Annotated in this window: 16 protein-coding genes; 6 read left to right on the top strand and 10 right to left on the bottom strand. The window is 65.6% G+C overall.

The features are described from left to right. Positions 1-22 precede the first annotated feature (22 nt). The 3 genes from EJ067_RS22320 to EJ067_RS22310 form a co-directional block, all read right to left on the bottom strand. Positions 23-820, bottom strand: a complete 798-nt coding sequence (locus EJ067_RS22320) for a DUF1194 domain-containing protein (protein WP_126087396.1) — start codon at positions 818-820, stop codon at positions 23-25. A gap of 52 nt (positions 821-872) precedes the next feature. After that, positions 873-2,684 (bottom strand): ABC transporter ATP-binding protein/permease, encoded by a 1,812-nt coding sequence (locus EJ067_RS22315; protein WP_126087395.1) that lies wholly within the window; start codon positions 2,682-2,684, stop codon positions 873-875. A gap of 107 nt (positions 2,685-2,791) precedes the next feature. After that, on the bottom strand, positions 2,792-3,574 hold the full coding sequence (locus EJ067_RS22310) for a methyltransferase domain-containing protein (RefSeq protein ID WP_126087394.1): 783 nt from the start codon (positions 3,572-3,574) through the stop codon (positions 2,792-2,794). A 99-nt stretch (positions 3,575-3,673) separates the two neighbouring features. Here EJ067_RS22310 and gloB point away from each other — a divergent pair, with 99 nt between their 5' ends. Together gloB and EJ067_RS22300 are read left to right on the top strand one after the other, a co-directional pair. Continuing rightward, complete coding sequence (gene gloB / locus EJ067_RS22305; protein ID WP_126087393.1) at positions 3,674-4,441, top strand: hydroxyacylglutathione hydrolase; 768 nt, start codon at positions 3,674-3,676, stop codon at positions 4,439-4,441. 67 nt (positions 4,442-4,508) lie between these two features. Continuing rightward, entirely contained in the window at positions 4,509-4,940 is a 432-nt protein-coding gene (locus EJ067_RS22300; RefSeq protein WP_126087392.1) for a cupin domain-containing protein, read from the top strand. Here the strand turns inward: EJ067_RS22300 and EJ067_RS22295 are convergent. The 3 genes from EJ067_RS22295 to EJ067_RS22285 form a co-directional block, all read right to left on the bottom strand. Continuing rightward, positions 4,937-5,608: a lysoplasmalogenase gene (locus EJ067_RS22295; RefSeq protein ID WP_126087391.1), complete on the bottom strand. Its 672-nt coding sequence runs from the start codon at positions 5,606-5,608 to the stop codon at positions 4,937-4,939. The genes EJ067_RS22300 and EJ067_RS22295 overlap by 4 nt on opposite strands. Then, a complete protein-coding gene (locus EJ067_RS22290; protein ID WP_126087390.1) occupies positions 5,605-6,492 on the bottom strand; it encodes an EamA family transporter in 888 nt (295 codons plus the stop codon). Before EJ067_RS22290 ends, EJ067_RS22295 begins: the two co-directional genes overlap by 4 nt. Positions 6,493-6,581: 89 nt before the next feature. Beyond that, entirely contained in the window at positions 6,582-7,373 is a 792-nt protein-coding gene (locus EJ067_RS22285) for a DUF3108 domain-containing protein (protein WP_126087389.1), read from the bottom strand. 254 nt (positions 7,374-7,627) lie between these two features. On the opposite strand from EJ067_RS22285, the gene rpmB reads away from it, so the two are divergent. From rpmB to EJ067_RS22265, 4 genes are all read left to right on the top strand, one after another. Beyond that, positions 7,628-7,924 (top strand): 50S ribosomal protein L28, encoded by a 297-nt coding sequence (rpmB, locus tag EJ067_RS22280; RefSeq protein WP_126087388.1) that lies wholly within the window; start codon positions 7,628-7,630, stop codon positions 7,922-7,924. A 91-nt stretch (positions 7,925-8,015) separates the two neighbouring features. After that, the gene (locus EJ067_RS22275; RefSeq protein WP_126087387.1) at positions 8,016-8,696 is read left to right on the top strand and encodes a queuosine precursor transporter; all 681 of its coding nucleotides are present in this window, start codon (positions 8,016-8,018) and stop codon (positions 8,694-8,696) included. A 3-nt stretch (positions 8,697-8,699) separates the two neighbouring features. After that, a complete protein-coding gene (locus EJ067_RS22270) occupies positions 8,700-9,374 on the top strand; it encodes a hypothetical protein (protein WP_126087386.1) in 675 nt (224 codons plus the stop codon). A gap of 139 nt (positions 9,375-9,513) precedes the next feature. Beyond that, positions 9,514-11,292 (top strand): GtrA family protein, encoded by a 1,779-nt coding sequence (locus EJ067_RS22265; protein WP_126087385.1) that lies wholly within the window; start codon positions 9,514-9,516, stop codon positions 11,290-11,292. Positions 11,293-11,322: 30 nt separating this feature from the next. Here EJ067_RS22265 and EJ067_RS22260 read toward each other — a convergent pair whose 3' ends face one another. The 4 genes from EJ067_RS22260 to cobS are packed head-to-tail and all read right to left on the bottom strand — an operon-like array spanning position 11,323 to position 15,716. Continuing rightward, positions 11,323-12,345: an esterase-like activity of phytase family protein gene (locus tag EJ067_RS22260; protein ID WP_126087384.1), complete on the bottom strand. Its 1,023-nt coding sequence runs from the start codon at positions 12,343-12,345 to the stop codon at positions 11,323-11,325. Further along, complete coding sequence (gene cobT, locus EJ067_RS22255) at positions 12,342-14,240, bottom strand: cobaltochelatase subunit CobT (protein ID WP_126087383.1); 1,899 nt, start codon at positions 14,238-14,240, stop codon at positions 12,342-12,344. The genes EJ067_RS22260 and cobT overlap by 4 nt, the downstream gene beginning before the upstream one ends. A 9-nt stretch (positions 14,241-14,249) precedes the next feature. Next, positions 14,250-14,720, bottom strand: a complete 471-nt coding sequence (locus EJ067_RS22250) for a hypothetical protein (RefSeq protein ID WP_126087382.1) — start codon at positions 14,718-14,720, stop codon at positions 14,250-14,252. Positions 14,721-14,729: 9 nt separating this feature from the next. Beyond that, complete coding sequence (gene cobS / locus EJ067_RS22245; RefSeq protein WP_126087381.1) at positions 14,730-15,716, bottom strand: cobaltochelatase subunit CobS; 987 nt, start codon at positions 15,714-15,716, stop codon at positions 14,730-14,732. Between the last annotated feature and the right edge of the window lie 3 nt (positions 15,717-15,719).

Here is a 15,719-nt window from a genome sequence, read left to right as displayed (position 1 = left end):
GGAACGTCTGGCGCGCTCCAGTTCATCGATCCAGCTCCGGAAAATACGGATCGGAAAACCGCTGCCGCAGCCGCTCGCCAAGCAGGCAATCGGTCGGCGCCTGGGCATCGACGCGAACCGTTCTGAGGTGACCGATACCGCTCACCTCCTGGATCAGCTTGCGGCGGATCGCGGTCGAGAATTCGGACGCCGCATAGATCGGCAGCACGAACGAACCTGGGCCGCCTGTGACGCAGTCGGCATAGTAGCGATCGAGATGGCTGACGCTCGGCGACGGGCTGATCAGGATCGGCAGGCCGTTGATGATGATGCCCTCGGCCAGGGCCGCATCGCGGGTCATGGCGACAGGCAGCCCGGCATTGTTGGGCCCGTCCCCCGATATGTCGATGACCCGGCGCGGCGCCGAAAAGCCGTTTTTCTGCAAAAGCGCGGCGCCGAAGCCGAGAGCGCCGGAAATCGAGGTGCCGCGAAAGCTCCGGAACGGACGGCCCGCGATCTTGTCGGCGAAGGCGTTGGCGCTGTCCGCGCCGTCGATGACCTGCCAGGCGATCACGCCGTCACCGCGCACGACGCCCGCCCATTCGAAATAGGCGATCGCGATGCGGCCCCTCGAACCCGAACGCACGGCATTGATGAAATCGGGATGCCGCAGCGCCTCGACATAGCCGGCGCGCTGCAGGGCGAACTCCCCTTCGTCCATCGATTGCGAGATGTCGACGGCCAGCACCAGTTCGACATCGACGGCAGTGCCGCCGATTGCAGGCATTGGCGCTGCCTCGGCGCAGGCAAGGCATGCAAGCAGGCTGAGCAGCTTGAGCATGGCAGGCTCCCACCACGCCGGGATTCTTCACCGCGATCACGGCGAAATAAAGCTATTTCCTGGCGTGCGCCGCGGCCGGCGGGGGTTCGATCGCGCCGGCCCGAAGGCGGGCCGGCTTGAGCGCCGATCGGCCGCTGTCCTTGACGATGGTGAGCGCGCGCGGGAAGAACTCGTTGTTGTGCAGGCCACGCCCGATATTGAGGATGGCGGCGTCCGGCAGCCTGGCCTGCAGCATCGCCAGCACGCGCCGCAGCGTGGCGCCGTCGAATGTATCCAGCGCTTCGTCGATGATCACCCATTTCGGCTTCCTCAGCGCCAGCCGCGCGAAGGCGAGCAGCCGCTGTTCCTCGTCGGCCAGTTCATGCTCCCAGCGCGCCGAGCGGTCGAGCTGCGACGACAGGCGCTCGAGGCCGACTTCGCCGAGCACCGCGGAAATCTCGGCGTCGTCGATCCTGGCGCCTTCGGCGTGGTTGAGCACGTCGCGCAGCGTGCCGAGCGGGAAATAGGGCGTGCGCGGCACGAAAAACGGCCTCTCCCCGGCCGGCATGCCGATGCGCCCGCTTCCCCAGGGCCAAAGGCCGGCGATGGCGCGGAAGAACAGCGTCTTGCCGGCGCGCGGATCGCCGGTGATCATGACGCGCTCGCCGGCCTTTATCTCGGCATCCGTCTCGGCAAGCCTGGTGCAGCCGTCGGGAGAGGCGACCTCGAGCTTGTCGAATGTCAGCTTGCCATTCGCGTTCTCGCCGAACGCGATGCGCTTTTCCTTGGCATGCAGGATGTCCGTTTCGCCGAGCGCGATGCGGAAGTCGGCGACGCGCATCAGCGTTGCCCGCCAGTCGGCGATGGCGCCGATATTGTTGATGAACCAGCGCAGCGAGGAATTCACCTGGTTGAAGGCGCCGACAGCCATCATCAATCCGCCGAAGCTGATATCGCCCGCGAAATAGACCGGCGCCGCGACCAGGATCGGCGCCACCACGGTGATCCAGCCATAGGCATCGGTGACCCAGGACAGGTTGATCTGGGCGCCGTAGATGCGCCGCATGGCGCCGAGCACGCTGGCGAGATCGACCTCCAGCTGCCGGCGGCCGTCCGCCTCGCCATGGGCAAGCGCGATGGCGTCGATATTCTCGTTGACGCGGACCATGGAGGAGCGCAGCTCCGCCTCGCGCGTGTAGCGATCGCTGTTGAAGCGGATGAGCGGCCGGCCCACCAGCCAGCTCAGCCAGGAGGCAATGCCGGCATAGAGGATCGCCGCCCAGACCATGTAGCCGGGTATCGCCAGCGAATGGCCGCCGATATCGAAGACGAAGCCGGAGGAGAGCTCCCACAGCACGCCGATGAAGGACACAAGCAGGATGAAGGATTGCAACAAACCGACGCCGAGGTCTGTCGACAGGTCGGAGAGATGCCCGGCGTCCTGCTGCATGCGCTGGTCGGGGTTGACGCCGATGGCGCCCGCGTGGGTGAGCCGGAAGGCGCGCGCCGGCCGCATCCATTCGTCGATGAGGTCGAGCGTCAGCGCCTCGCGCAACTTCAGCCGGATCGTCTGGTTGAGCCAGGTCTGGCCGACATTGAGCACCAGGAGGCTGCTGGCGATTGCGGCAAAAACCATCAGCTGGTGCAGGAATCCCGGCAGGTCGCGCCGCGCCAGCGCGTCGTAGAAGGGCTGGTTCCAGCGGTTGAGCAGGACCTGCCCGATCGAGGTCGCGACGATGACGCCGACAATGCCGATCGAGGCCCACAGGAGCGGCCTGCGCACCGGCGACGTCTTCAGCGCCAGCCTGATCGCCGCCAGTTGGTCGGAGAGGCTGCTCGACTCGACCGAGAACGCTGCCTGTTCGGCGCGGGGCTTGTCATCCATACGCGGTATCCCTGCTTTCGGAAACGGTCATCGACGCCGATGCCGCACCTCGAACCCGGCCCTGAGATAGGGTGATGATTGCCGTGCGATGCAAGGTTTGCCCCCGATCACGAACGCGTCATCTGCTTTGTCCGGCGCAGCGTGTCGGCCGACTTTCGGCCGAGTCGCGTCGCGCCCTGCGGCGAGAAGACCGGCACGAAGACGCGGCGCGATGCGCGCTGCGCGACCGGCACGCCCTGGTAAAGGCGCTTCTGCGCCTCGACGACGATGACGCCGGAGAAGATCGGCCAGAAGCGCCGGCCGGCCCGCTCCAGCACGTTATGGAACTGCATCATGAACCGCCGTGGCGACGGCGGGAAGAACAGCGCATCGGACCACGCGGCGGGCGTGAAATTCGCCTCGCGCAGCAATTCGGTAAGCTGGCCGCGCGAGAACGGCCGGCCGTTGCCGAACGGCGTGTGCTCGAAGCGCGCCCAGACGCCGCGCCGGTTGGGCACGACGATGACGACTCTGCCCGCCGGCGACAGCACGCGCCAGATCTCGTTCAGCGTCTCGCGCGGATTCTCGACATGTTCGAGCGAATGGACCAGCAGCATGCGGTCGATGCAGGAATCGACCAGCGGCAGCTCCTCGTCGAAGACGAGCGCGGTCGCCGTCGGTCCCGTCGCCGGCCACACCACAGCCCCTTGCGTCGCCGGCATGAAGGCAAAGACGCGCTCGGCGTCGGTGCCGAAGCGCTCCAGCCAGGGCAGCGTGTAGCCGAGGCCGACCAGTCGCTCGTTCGGAACGGCTGCCCATATCGACGACAGCGCCATGGTGATCGCGCGCTCGGCAAGGCGCCCGAGCGTGGTCGAATAGAAGGAGCGGAGATCGACGATATCGGAATGCATGGCTGGGACGGTAGCCGCGATAAATGCCGAGTTCAACAAAGGCGGATGACATCGGCGGCCGGGCGCCCTATGTCTGCGGCGATAACGGAGAGCGCCGATATGCCGGTCGAAATCGAACAGTTCATGTGCCGCACCGACAATTTCGGTGTGTTGGTTCACGACCCCGAAAGCGGCCAGACGGCGATCATCGACGCTCCGGAGGAAGCCCCGATCCTGGCCGCGATCAAGCGCACCGGCTGGACGCCGACCATGATCCTGACCACGCATCATCATGGCGATCATGTCGAGGCCAATCTGGCCCTGAAGGAGCGTTTCAAGCTCACCATCATCGGGCCGGAAGCCGAGAAAGCGAAGATTCCTGGCATCGACGAGACCGTCAGACAAGGCTCCGTCATCCGCCTTGGCGAGGAAAGGATCGAGGTCATCGAGACGCCCGGCCACACCGCCGGCCATGTCTCCTACCATCTGCCGGCCTCGAAGGTGGCCTTCACCGCCGACACGCTGTTTGCGCTGGGCTGCGGCCGGCTGTTCGAATGCAAGCCGCCGGTGATGCACGAGTCGCTGAAGAAGCTTGCCGCCCTTCCGGCCAAGACCGTTATCTATTGCGGCCACGAATACACCTTGGCCAACGCCCGCTTCGCGCTGACCGTCGACCCCAGCAATTCGGCCTTGAAGGAACGCGCCGCAAGGATCGAGGCGCTGCGCGCCGACAACAAGCCGACCCTGCCGACGACGATCGGCGAGGAACTGTCGACCAATCCGTTCCTGCGCTGGCACGACCCGACGATCCGCAAGCATCTCGGCATGGAGAGGGCGAGCGACGTTGAGGTGTTCGCGGAGATCCGCAAGCGCAAGGACAATTTCTGATGCATGCCGCCCGAAAAGTATGTGGCTTTTGGGATAACGACATGCATCAAGGTCAAAGACCTCTTTCATGACCAGCGCCGCCGAAATCATCGCAACGCTGGGGCTCCAGCCGCACCCCGAAGGCGGCTGGTATGCCGAGACGTTTCGCGACGCTTCGGGAGGCCCGCGCGGCCATTCCACCGCGATCTATTTCCTTTTGGAGAAAGGCCAGCTTTCGGCCTGGCACCGGGTGAAGGATGCGGCGGAGGTCTGGCACTTCTATGCCGGCGCGCCGCTGGCGCTCGCCATGCATGAGGAAGGCTCCGGCGCCGTCATCGAGCAGGTGCTGGGCGCCGCGCTTGCCGCGGGCGAGCGGCCGCAGATCGTGGTGCCGGCCGGCTGGTGGCAGTCGGCGCGCAGCCTCGGCGAATGGACGCTGGTCGGCTGCACGGTGGCGCCGGGTTTCGACTTCGCGGCTTTCGAGCTTGCCGAGCCGGGCTGGCAGCCGAAAACCTCTTAACTCAAGAGAAAACCAAGCGTGATTGCCAGCTGGGCCGCATAGTAGAGCACCCAGACCGCGTAGCGCATCCAGACGCGATGCGGCGAGATCGCGGTAAGTAGGAAGCGCTCGGCCGCCAGCAAGCCGTCCGAGGCCATGAACAGCACGGCGCCCGCGATCACCCAGGGGTAGCCGGTCGTTAGCGCCGAGATGCCCATGGCGAGGATCGCCGCGACATAGACGGCGATCGGGATACGCAAGGGTGGACCGACGCGGCGCCACAGCGCGGCGAGCATCACGATAACGAACGCCGCCATCACCAGGGCGATCGCGCCGCGCCAGGGTTCGGCCGCGAGCAGCCCGATCCCGCCGCCCGCCTCGATGAACAGGGCGACATAGGCGACATGCGCGGCAAGAAAGCTCGCCAGCCCGCCAAGGAACGCCTTTTCGCCGTCGCGCGAGAGGAACGCATCGCCGGCGGCGCTGAGCGCCAATGCCGCGACGAGCAGCAGCGGACCGCCCTGCATGACGGCAAGCGCCGCCAGCAAGGCGACGGCCAGCGTCTTGGCGGCGGAGCGGGCGAGGCGCGGCGAAAGCTCAAGCGCCAGGACGTAGATCGCCGAGGCGGCGATCGAGAACAGAAGCGTCGCATTCGGGTTGGCCTCGAGGCCGCCCGCAAACGGCATCATGCGCTTGCTCCGCCGGTCGCCGGCTTGCGCAGCAGGAGCGACTTGGCCGCGAGCGCCGCCCCGCCGGTGATAAGCACGCAGGCGGCGAGGATGCGCAGCGACGGCTCGGCAACGCCTGCCGCGATCAGCACCAGCGTCGACAAAAGCGGCGCGGCATAGCTTGCCGCCCCCAGCACCTGGATGTTGCCGCGCTTGACGCCGATGTCCCAGGCATAGAAGGCGGCCCCCACCGGCATCAAGCCGAGGCCGACGACGGCCAGCCACTGGCCCGGGCCATCCGGCAGCACGGTCGTTTCGAGCAGCAGGTGGCAGGCGAGCGAAAGCACCGACGTCGCGGCGCAGAACCATGTGACGATCGAGGTCGGCACCGACGGGAAGCGTCGCGACAGGAGCGAATAGGACGACCAGAGCAGCGCGCAGACGCCCGCCATCGCATAGCCGAAGGCGTAGCGCGCGTCGAAGGCGAGCCCGCCGCCCTTGGTGACGATGAGGAAAGTGCCGGCAAGGCCGAGCAGCGCGCCGACGACATGGTTCCAGGCGAGCCGTTCGCCCGGCATCAGCGCCGAGCCGAGCACGATGAGCAGCGGCCACAGATAGGCGATCAGGCTCGCCTCGACCGCCGGCGCGTTGCGCAGCGCCGTGAAGTAGAAGAAGTGATAGCCGAACAGCCCGGCAATGCCGATCAGCCACACCTGCGGCGGCACCTTCCGGCTCTTGTCCGGGGCCGGCATCACCAGCCTGGCGGCAAGACCGACACAGGTGCCGATGGCGAAGGTGATGGCCGACAGCAGAAACGGCGGCACCTGCCCGGAGGCGTCGGTGAGCAGGGCAAGCAGCGCCCACATGGCAACCGCCGAGAAACCGATCAGTGTTGCGCGCCCCATACCTGCCCCCCGGCGGGGCGCCGTGGCGCCCTTAGCAATTCCAGGAAAAGTGGCTGGCGGATTTCCGCCCGGAATTGCGCAAAAACAACCTAGTTCACTGCTTCGAACCGTCGCGCGCTTATGGTCAGCGGACCGATCTGGGTCCCGACCGTGGCACGGATCGGCGCATATACGCCGGATTGGCCGAGCGGTGCAAATGTCACCATCATGCGGCTCTTGTTCTTGAGGAATTCAAGCGCCTTGCGGCCCTTGCGATAGCCCGCCACCGGCTCGAAGCCCATCTTGCAGGTGACGGTGTCGCCCTTGTAGCCGGGCACCGAGATCGAGCCTTTCGAGGCATAGGTCAGCGACAGGTCGGCGCGCATCTCGCCATCGAAGAATTTGACGGTCCGGCCGCAGACCTTGTCCAGGCTGTCGGCATGGATGACGGTGGCCGCCATCGGGTCGAGCACCGATTTCAGGTCGCCGGCGCCGACCGGCACCCAGCTCTTGGGATCGCGCTTGCCAGGCTGCGGAACGACGTTCGTCGAGGAGACGGCGCCACCGGCGAAGCGTATGTCGACCGCGGATGCCTTCTTGCCGGAGGTGTAGTCTGCGCGGAAAGCCTGCGGCCGCATCTGCTGGCCCGAAATCGTGCCCTTCGATGAGATCGTGCCCTTGGTGTCGTCGAACAGCTTGGCAATGCCCGCGGCCGAGACAGTGCCGTTGATGGCGTAGTTGTCGCCGTCGTAACGGCTCGAAAAAGTCGCCCTGGCGACCGAAAGGCCAAGGAAAGAAACCGTGTATTCGCCCTTGAAGGACTGCGGCGAGGCTGCGGCGAAACCCGACGTCGGAACGATGACGGCAAGCAGGGCGGCAAAGGCTTGGGATGATCGAAGCATGGCGGGCGGCAAGTCCTTGATACGGGCGGAGACGCAACGGTTCCAGCCTGGCAATCCCTTCCCGAAGGGCTTATAGGGCGAAATCCGGCCTTTATATGGAGCGCGCCTCGCCGTAGCGCACCTGGCGGAGCTTGACGGCGTGGCGAAATGCAACTATGGAACGCCAACTTTTCCAAAGGCCGCCTGACCGAGACCGCGCGCCGCCTGGCGCGGGCAGAATGGTTTGGCAGGTTCAGAACTGAAGGTTAGACAAGATGTCCCGTACCTGCGAGCTCACTGCCAAGGCAGTCCAGACCGGCAACAATGTGAGCCATGCCAACAACAAGACCAAGCGTCGCTTCCTGCCGAACCTGGTCAATGTGACGCTGATTTCGGAAGCGCTGAACCAGAACGTTCGCCTGCGCATTTCGGCCAACGCGCTGCGTTCGGTCGAGCATCGCGGCGGTCTCGACGCGTTCCTGGCCAAGGCAGACGCCAAGGAGCTGTCGCAGCGCGCCCGCCTGCTCAAGAAGCAGATCGCCAAGAAGCTCGCCGAGCAGTCGGCCGCCTAAGGTGCTTTTCAGGCGGCGTCGACCGCCTTCCAAGGAGTGTCGTGCAGATTCGGCATGACATTCCGCTGGTTCCATTACCCAGGATAAAAAAATGAACTTCCTCACACGATACCTGCCCTTCGTGGCCGCCATGGCGCTTGTCGTCGTGGCGTCGAACATCCTCGTCCAGTTCCCGATGCAGGGCCAGGTCGGCAGCCTGTCGCTGGCCGACCTGCTGACCTGGGGCGCCTTCACCTATCCTTTCTCCTTCCTGGTCACCGACCTCGCCAATCGCCGCTATGGCCCGGCCGTGGCGCGCAAGGTGGTGTTCGTCGGCTTCATGACGGCGGTGATCTGCTCGATCCTCGTTCCGCCCTTCCTGTTCCGCCACGGCCTGATCGAATTCGAGACCGCCGCCGACCGGCTGGTGCGGATCGCCGCCGCTTCCGGCGCCGCCTTCCTCATCGCGCAACTGCTTGATGTGACCGTCTTCAATCGGCTGCGCCGGCAGAGCTGGTGGCGCGCGCCGATCGTCGGCACGCTGGTCGGCTCGGTGTTCGATACGCTGGTCTTCTTCGGCGTCGCCTTCTCCGCCGCCTTCGCCTTTGTCGGGCCGAACGACGGCTTCGCGCTGGAAACGGCGCCGCTGATGGGCGTGCTGCCCGTCGAGACCATGCGCTGGGTCTCCTGGGCGCTGGGCGATCTCTCGGTCAAGCTGATCATCGCGGTGGTGGCGCTGATCCCCTACCGGCTGCTCGCCGCCCGCTGGAGTCAGCCAGCAATCGCGGTCTAAACCGTGATCCCCTGGGTTCAGCTTGATTCAGCCCTCACGCCCGACGGCGCACAGGAACTCCGCCTGAAGCGGCGCGGCGATGAATTCTCGATCATGCTGGGCACCAATGAGCTGATGAACAGCCGCCTCAGCGGCTCCGAGGAGGCACTGGCAAAGCTTTCCTGCGAGAGGATCGCTGGCCGCAAGCTGCCGAGCATCCTCATCGGCGGGCTCGGCATGGGCTTCACGCTGCGCGCTGCTCTCGCCGCGCTTGACGGGGACGCTGCCGTCACCGTTGCCGAGCTTGTCCCCGCGGTCGTCGCCTGGGCGCGCGGCCCGATGGCCGGGATTTTCGAGGGCTGCCTCGACGATCCCCGCGTCACCATTCGCGAGGCTGATGTCGGCCAATTGATAAGGGCCGAGACGGCCGCTTGGGACGCCATCCTGCTCGACGTCGACAATGGTCCCGAAGGCATCGTCTACAAGGAAAATGACTCGCTCTATGGCGCGGCCGGCCTCGCAGCCGCGCGTGCCGCCTTGAAGCCTGGCGGCGTCCTGGCGGTCTGGTCGCAGGGACCTGACGGCGGCTTCACGCGGCGGCTGAAGCAGGCCGGCTTCGCGGTCGAGGAGATCAACACGCGGGCCCGCGGCAAGCGCGGCGCCCGCCACGTGATCTGGGTTGCGACCAACGGGCGGTGATCCCTACCGGCCGCGCGCCGCCGGAGCCAGCCCGCCATCGCCTCACGTCTTCAACCGCCGGAGATACCCAGCCGGCTTTACGCTTTGTTACGGCCATTGGTGCAGGATCGCCAAAACGATCCAGGACATCGCCGCCAGCATGACCATCCAGGGCACGGGTTGGAAACATGATCTCCTGCTTGCGCTCTGCGCGACGCTGCTCGTGCTGGCGATCAACGCGATCTCCGGCTTTCCGACCATTGCGGACCTTGGCGCCGACAACGACAGCATGATGAGGCTGGTCGAGGTTCGAGACCTGCTGGCGGGACAGAGCTGGTTCGATCTTCACCAATACCGGATGGGCCTGACCGGCGGCTTCGTCATGCACTGGTCGCGGCTGGTCGACACGCCGATCGCGCTGATCATCATGGCCTTCCATGCGCTGGGCGCCGGCACGGCCGCCGCCGAAAGGGCGGCGCAGATCATCTGGCCGCTTTTCCTTTACGGGCTCACCATATTCGTCATCCTGCGCGCCTCGCGGCGCTTTGCCGACGCCGACGTGGCGATGCCGTCGCTGGTGCTTGCGACCGCGGCGCTGTTCTTTCTCGGCATTTTCAACCCCGGCACGCTGGACCACCATAACGTCCAGCTCCTGCTGACGGCGGCCAGTCTCTGGTTGCTGATGGAGGCTCCCTTCTGGCGGCCGGCCGCCTTTCTGTCCGGCCTGTGCGCGGGCCTGACGCTGGCCGTCGGCATGGAGACAGCGCCCTATGTGGCCGCGCTTGGCGCCTGTGCCGCGGCGCTCTTTATCGTCGACGAAAGAGAGCGCCAAACCGCGCGCGGCTTCGGCCTCGGATTTGCGGCAATAGCCTCGGTGGTCCTCGTTGCCACCATACCGCCGGCGGCCTGGGGCGTGGCCCAGTGCGACGCCTTCTCGGCCTTCCAATTCGTCATCGCGGCGCTGTCGGGCTTCGGCCTTGCGGCCATTGCCGGCCTGTCCGGGCAGTCGACGGCCAGGACGCGTTTCTTCTTAATGTCCGCATTGGCCCTGGCGATCACGGCCGTTGCGATCGTGTTCTTCCCGCAATGCCTGGCATCGCCCTATGCCGGCATGGACGAGCGCATTCGCACTTATTGGCTGAACGACGTCGTCGAGGCGCAGCCCTTCCTCAGCGTGGCCGTCAACCAGCCGAAGCTGATGGCGGCGCGCTATGTGACGCCCTTCATCGCAATCCTGCTGATCGGCCTTCAGCTTCGCAGCCGCCGCCTGCGCCGCGAGGAAGCCCTTGCCGCCATGTTGCTGATCGTCGCTTTCGCCGTCAGCCTCTGGCAGGTGCGCAGCTCGACCTTCTCGGTCGCCTTGGCCGTGCTGCCGCTCTCGACCTGGGTCGCCAGGATCCGCCTGCAGGCAAACGCCGCGCAGTCATGGCGCGTCTCGACCCGCATCGCGGCGGCATGGCTGGTGTCGCTCAACGCGACCTGGGCCGGCGTTGCGGTCGCCGCGCAGGCGGTGGTGCAAAAGGTGCCCAGGGAGGTCAACTCCGACGCGGACCATGCGCTGACCTGCGGCAAGGCCGCAGACTTCAGCCAATTGGCCGCCATGCCGGCAACGACGGTGCTTGCGTCTTCCAACCTCGGCTCCGCTGTTTTGTTGTTTACCGGGCACAGGGCGCTGGCCGGCCCCTACCATCGCAATGTCGGCGGCAACCTCGCCATGCTCGACGCCTTCATGGGAACGCCCGACGCCGCCCGCGCCATCGTCGAGCGCGAACATGTCGGGCTGGTCGCCATATGCCGCGGCAATTCGGAAGAGCTGTCGCTCGCCGCCGAGGCCCCCACGGGCCTGGCCGGGCGGTTGCTGAAGCGGGACGTTCCCGACTGGCTGGAATTGGACGGCGCGACGGCGGACAAGCCGGTCGAGATCTACAGGGTCCGCTGAACAACAACTCCAGGATCGCCGAAGCGCGGCTCAATCCTGATGCAGGATGAACTCCAGGTAGAGGTTCCGCTGCAGGATCGAGTGGTTGTCGTCCGACACCAGCGACACCATCAGCGCGCCGTCGTCGCGGGTCCAGACGTCGAGCCCTTCCATGTTGTCGATCTGGTAGCCCATATCGGCTTCCATCAGCACCGGGCCGTCGGCGACCGCGCCCTTCTCGATGCTCTCGCCATAGATGCGCCGCAGCCGCATCTTCACCCCGCGCGCCATCGAGAAGCTGCGTTCCAGCAAAAGCAGGTCGCCATCGGGCAGGAAGGCGCCGTCGGTGATGTCGAAATCGCCGTTGCGCTTGACGGTGAAGACGCCCTTCCTCGGCCCTTCGATGATTGCCGCAAAGATGTTGCCGGCCTTGTCGAGGCTCTTTTCCGAAACCACGACCAGGCCGCCCTCGTGCTGGCCGTAGGGATTGGCATGCGAGACCGTCTCGAAGCCGCGGTTCTGGCGCAGCTCCCGGGCCGGGACCAGATAGTCGAGCGTCTTGAACGGTCCCTTCATGTCGTCCGGGTCGATCTTGAACTGGACGACGCGCTGCTCGCGCTCGAAGCCGACGGTGGCGATGCCGTCCTTGACCGCCAGGCCTTCGGCGTCGACTTCCCATTTCTCGTCGATCGGCCGACCGGAAGCGTCGACCATCTGCTGCATACGGAAACTCGACACGCCCGAGGGGCGCTTGTCGGCGTCGTGGGTGATGCTGCCGAAGAACCAGAAGCCGGTGTCGGCAACGCCGATGAAATCGCCGCCGGGCTTGAGGAAACGGAAAGCCGACAGCGCGCCGAAATCGCGCGACTGCGAGGTCATCTCCAGCCCGCCGACGAACTCGAGCGGCCCGAACAGTTTCTCGTCATGGCCCACATGGAAGGTGGTGATCGGCCGTGCCGAAACCTCGACCGCCTCGACCGGAGCTCGCTCGGCCGCAATCGCTGCCGAAGCGGTCGCGCAGGCCGCCGCGCAAGCGAAAACCGTCCGCCGGAATCCGCCCCCCGATAAGATCATCCGACGCGCCGCAAGCCGCCGCGCCGCGTGTCGCGCGCGCTTTCCTCGCCGAACAGCGAAGCGAGCTGCTCGGTCATGGCGCCCGCCAGTTCCTCGGCATCGACGATCGTGACGGCGCGGCGATAGTAGCGCGTGACATCGTGGCCGATGCCGATGGCCAAAAGCTCCACCGGCGAGCGCGTCTCGATGAGCTCGATCACCGCGCGCAAATGGCGCTCCAGATAGTTGCCGGGATTGACCGAGAGCGTTGAATCGTCGACCGGCGCGCCGTCCGATATCATCATCAGGATCTTGCGCTGCTCCGGCCGGCCGATCAGCCGATTATGCGCCCAAAGCAGCGCCTCGCCGTCGATGTTCTCCTTCAGCAGGCCCTCGCGCATCATCAGGCCGAGATTGCGCCGCGCCCGCCGCCACGGATGGTCGGCCGACTTGTAGATGATGTGGCGCAGGTCGTTGAGCCGGCCCGGATTCGGCGGCTTGCCGTCCTTCAGCCATTTCTCGCGCGCCTGCCCGCCTTTCCAGGCGCGGGTGGTGAAGCCGAGGATTTCCACCGAAACGCCGCAGCGCTCCAGCGTGCGCGCCAGGATGTCGGCGCAGGTCGCGGCGACGGTGATCGGCCGGCCGCGCATCGAGCCCGAATTGTCGAGCACCAGCGACACCACCGTGTCGCGGAACTTGGTGTCGCGCTCCTGCTTGAAGGACAACGGCTGCATCGGATCGATGACGACGCGCACCAGCCGCGCCGGATCGAGATAGCCTTCCTCCAGGTCGAAATCCCAGGAGCGGTTCTGCTGCGCCATCAGGCGACGCTGCAGCCGGTTGGCGAGTCGGCCGACGACGCCGGAGAGATTGGCGAGCTGCTTGTCGAGGAAGGCGCGCAGCCGGTCGAGCTCCTCTTCCTCGCAAAGGTCCTCGGCGCCGACCGTCTCGTCGAAGGCGGTGGTGAAGACCTTGTAGTCGATTTCCTTCGGCAGGTTGAGGAACGGATTGTCGTTGCGGCGCGCTTCGCCGGGCGTCTCGGCGTCGGAATCGTCCTCGTCGGAGAGGTCGTCCGATGTCGCGTCGGTCGCCTCCGTCTCAGCCGAGTCTTCCTCGTCGGCGGAGGCCTCGGCATCTTCGGACTGCGACTGCTCGGAGCCGGAATCGTCCTCGCCGCCTTCCTCGCTCTGCTCCTCGCCCTGCTGCTCGTTCTCTTCGTTGTCCTCGGTATCTTCGGTCTCCTGGTCATCGCCGAGCTCCTCGGCCATTTCCATGGAGACGAGCATGTCGCGCACGATGCGGGCAAAGGCCTGCTGGTCGTCGAGCTTGGACGACAGGCCGTCGAGATCGGCGCTGGCCTTCTCCTCGACCCAGGGACGCCACAGGTCGACCAGCCGCTCGCCGCTCCTCGGCACGGCGCGGCCGGTCAGCTTCTCGCGCACCATCAGCGCCACCGCCTCCTCGAGCGGCGCGTCGGCCTTGTCCTTGACGTCGACCAGGTTCGCCTTGGCGTATTTGTCCTCGAGCATCGAGCCGATATTGTCGGCCACGCCCTGCATGACGCGGCTGCCGATCGCCTCGACGCGCGCCTGCTCGACGGCATCGAAAATAGCCCGCGCCAGCTTGCCTTCCGGCGCCAGCTTCGAGTGGATGCGCTGATCGTGGCAGGCGCGCTTCAGCGCCATGGAATCGCCGATGCCGCGGGTGATCGCGATATCGTTGCGGGAAGCCTTCTTCGGCAGCTCGGGCAGGCGGGCGCGATTTCCCGCCAGCGCCGGCCGATCCTTGGCGAAGCCGACCTCGAGGTCCTTGTCGCCGGCGACGGCGCGCATGCAGACGGTGACAGCGCGCTTGAAGCTGTCCGCTTCAGACCCGTTCCTCGGCTTGTTGCGCGTGTTATCGCCTGGACCTGCCATAATGCGTCTCTATTTTACTTCCGGCTGTTGGATTGGTGTCGGCTGGCCAAACTGAGCACGGAGAATTCCGACAATTTCCTTCACCGAAATTGTGAAATAGCCCCCTTTTCCGGAGTCATAAGCCTGTCGCCACTGACGGTACCCATTTTCAAAACCACCTGGGACCGGACCGACCCCTTCAAGTTCAAGGACACTTCCTCTCAGAGCGTCAGCCGAAATAGGCATATGAGGAACGGTCTGCAGTTGTTTTTCACCGGTCGGTATCGGCGCGTCTGTAACAGAGATCGACACGATGGCCTGGTGGTTGCCATCGAAGCTGTCAACCGCACCGACGATCACCCGAGATGAATCAGGTACCGCCCCGCGGTAAGTCCAAATCTGTCCGGGTTTGAACGGATTGGTCTGAGCCATAGCTACCTGACAGACAGATAAGCAAAAAATCAGCAAACCCCACAGGAATGTCCGCAGGGCTGCTTGCATGGGCTCCGCCTACCCCAGCACCACGTTGGCGGCGCTCTCCGGCAGATCCTCGCCGAAGGCGCGCTGGTAGAATTCGGCCACCACCGAACGCTCCAGCTCGTCGCACTTGTTCAGGAAGGTCAGCCGGAACGCCATGCCGATATCGCCGAATATCTCGGCATTCTCGGCCCAGGTGATGACGGTGCGCGGGCTCATCACGGTCGACAGATCGCCGTTGATGAAGGCCGAGCGCGTCATGTCGGCGACGCGCACCATCTTGTTGACGATCTCTTTGCCCTTGCTGTCGCGATAGTGCTTGGCCTTGGCCAGAACGATCGAGACCTCGTTGTCATGCGGCAGGTAGTTGAGCGTGGTCACGATCGACCAGCGGTCCATCTGCGCCTGGTTGATCTGCTGCGTGCCGTGATAGAGGCCGGTGGTGTCGCCGAGGCCGACCGTGTTGGCGGTGGCGAACAGCCGGAAGGCCGGGTGCGGGCGGATGACCCGGCTCTGGTCGAGCAGCGTCAGCCGGCCCGACGATTCCAGGACGCGCTGGATGACGAACATCACATCCGGGCGGCCGGCGTCATATTCGTCGAAGCAGAGCGCCACATTGTGCTGATATGCCCAGGGCAGGATGCCGTCGCGGAATTCGGTGATCTGCAGGCCTTCTTTGACGACGATGGCGTCCTTGCCGACGAGGTCGATGCGGCTGACATGGCTGTCGAGGTTGACGCGCACGCAGGGCCAGTTGAGGCGCGCGGCGACCTGCTCGATATGCGTCGACTTGCCGGTGCCGTGATAGCCAGACACCATGACGCGGCGGTTGTAGGCGAAGCCGGCCAGGATCGCCAATGTCGTCGCCTTGTCGAAGAGATAGTCCGGATCGATGTCGGGCACATGTTCGGTCGCTGCCGAATAGGCGGGTACCACCATCCTGGAGTCGAAGCCGAATTTCTCCCTCACCGACACGGTCGTGTCGGGCAGGTTGGCGATGTCGCGATCGACCTTGTTCATCAC

Origin of the sequence: Mesorhizobium sp. M1D.F.Ca.ET.043.01.1.1 (assembly GCF_003952385.1) — a bacterium.
In the GTDB taxonomy this organism is placed as follows: Bacteria; Pseudomonadota; Alphaproteobacteria; order Rhizobiales; family Rhizobiaceae; genus Mesorhizobium.
The sequence above is the reverse complement of the archived record's forward strand: the minus strand, read 5'-3'. Positions and strand labels throughout refer to the sequence as shown.

Coding starts and splice junctions, on each gene's coding strand:
- EJ067_RS22320 (WP_126087396.1), bottom strand. CDS start 820: ATGCTCAAGCTGCTCAGCCTGCTTGCATGCCTTGCCTGCGCCGAGGCA.
- EJ067_RS22315 (WP_126087395.1), bottom strand. CDS start 2,684: ATGGATGACAAGCCCCGCGCCGAACAGGCAGCGTTCTCGGTCGAGTCG.
- EJ067_RS22310 (WP_126087394.1), bottom strand. CDS start 3,574: ATGCATTCCGATATCGTCGATCTCCGCTCCTTCTATTCGACCACGCTC.
- gloB (WP_126087393.1), top strand. CDS start 3,674: ATGCCGGTCGAAATCGAACAGTTCATGTGCCGCACCGACAATTTCGGT.
- EJ067_RS22300 (WP_126087392.1), top strand. CDS start 4,509: ATGACCAGCGCCGCCGAAATCATCGCAACGCTGGGGCTCCAGCCGCAC.
- EJ067_RS22295 (WP_126087391.1), bottom strand. CDS start 5,608: ATGATGCCGTTTGCGGGCGGCCTCGAGGCCAACCCGAATGCGACGCTT.
- EJ067_RS22290 (WP_126087390.1), bottom strand. CDS start 6,492: ATGGGGCGCGCAACACTGATCGGTTTCTCGGCGGTTGCCATGTGGGCG.
- EJ067_RS22285 (WP_126087389.1), bottom strand. CDS start 7,373: ATGCTTCGATCATCCCAAGCCTTTGCCGCCCTGCTTGCCGTCATCGTT.
- rpmB (WP_126087388.1), top strand. CDS start 7,628: ATGTCCCGTACCTGCGAGCTCACTGCCAAGGCAGTCCAGACCGGCAAC.
- EJ067_RS22275 (WP_126087387.1), top strand. CDS start 8,016: ATGAACTTCCTCACACGATACCTGCCCTTCGTGGCCGCCATGGCGCTT.
- EJ067_RS22265 (WP_126087385.1), top strand. CDS start 9,514: ATGACCATCCAGGGCACGGGTTGGAAACATGATCTCCTGCTTGCGCTC.
- EJ067_RS22260 (WP_126087384.1), bottom strand. CDS start 12,345: ATGATCTTATCGGGGGGCGGATTCCGGCGGACGGTTTTCGCTTGCGCG.
- cobT (WP_126087383.1), bottom strand. CDS start 14,240: ATGGCAGGTCCAGGCGATAACACGCGCAACAAGCCGAGGAACGGGTCT.
- EJ067_RS22250 (WP_126087382.1), bottom strand. CDS start 14,720: ATGCAAGCAGCCCTGCGGACATTCCTGTGGGGTTTGCTGATTTTTTGC.
- cobS (WP_126087381.1), bottom strand. CDS start 15,716: ATGAACAAGGTCGATCGCGACATCGCCAACCTGCCCGACACGACCGTG.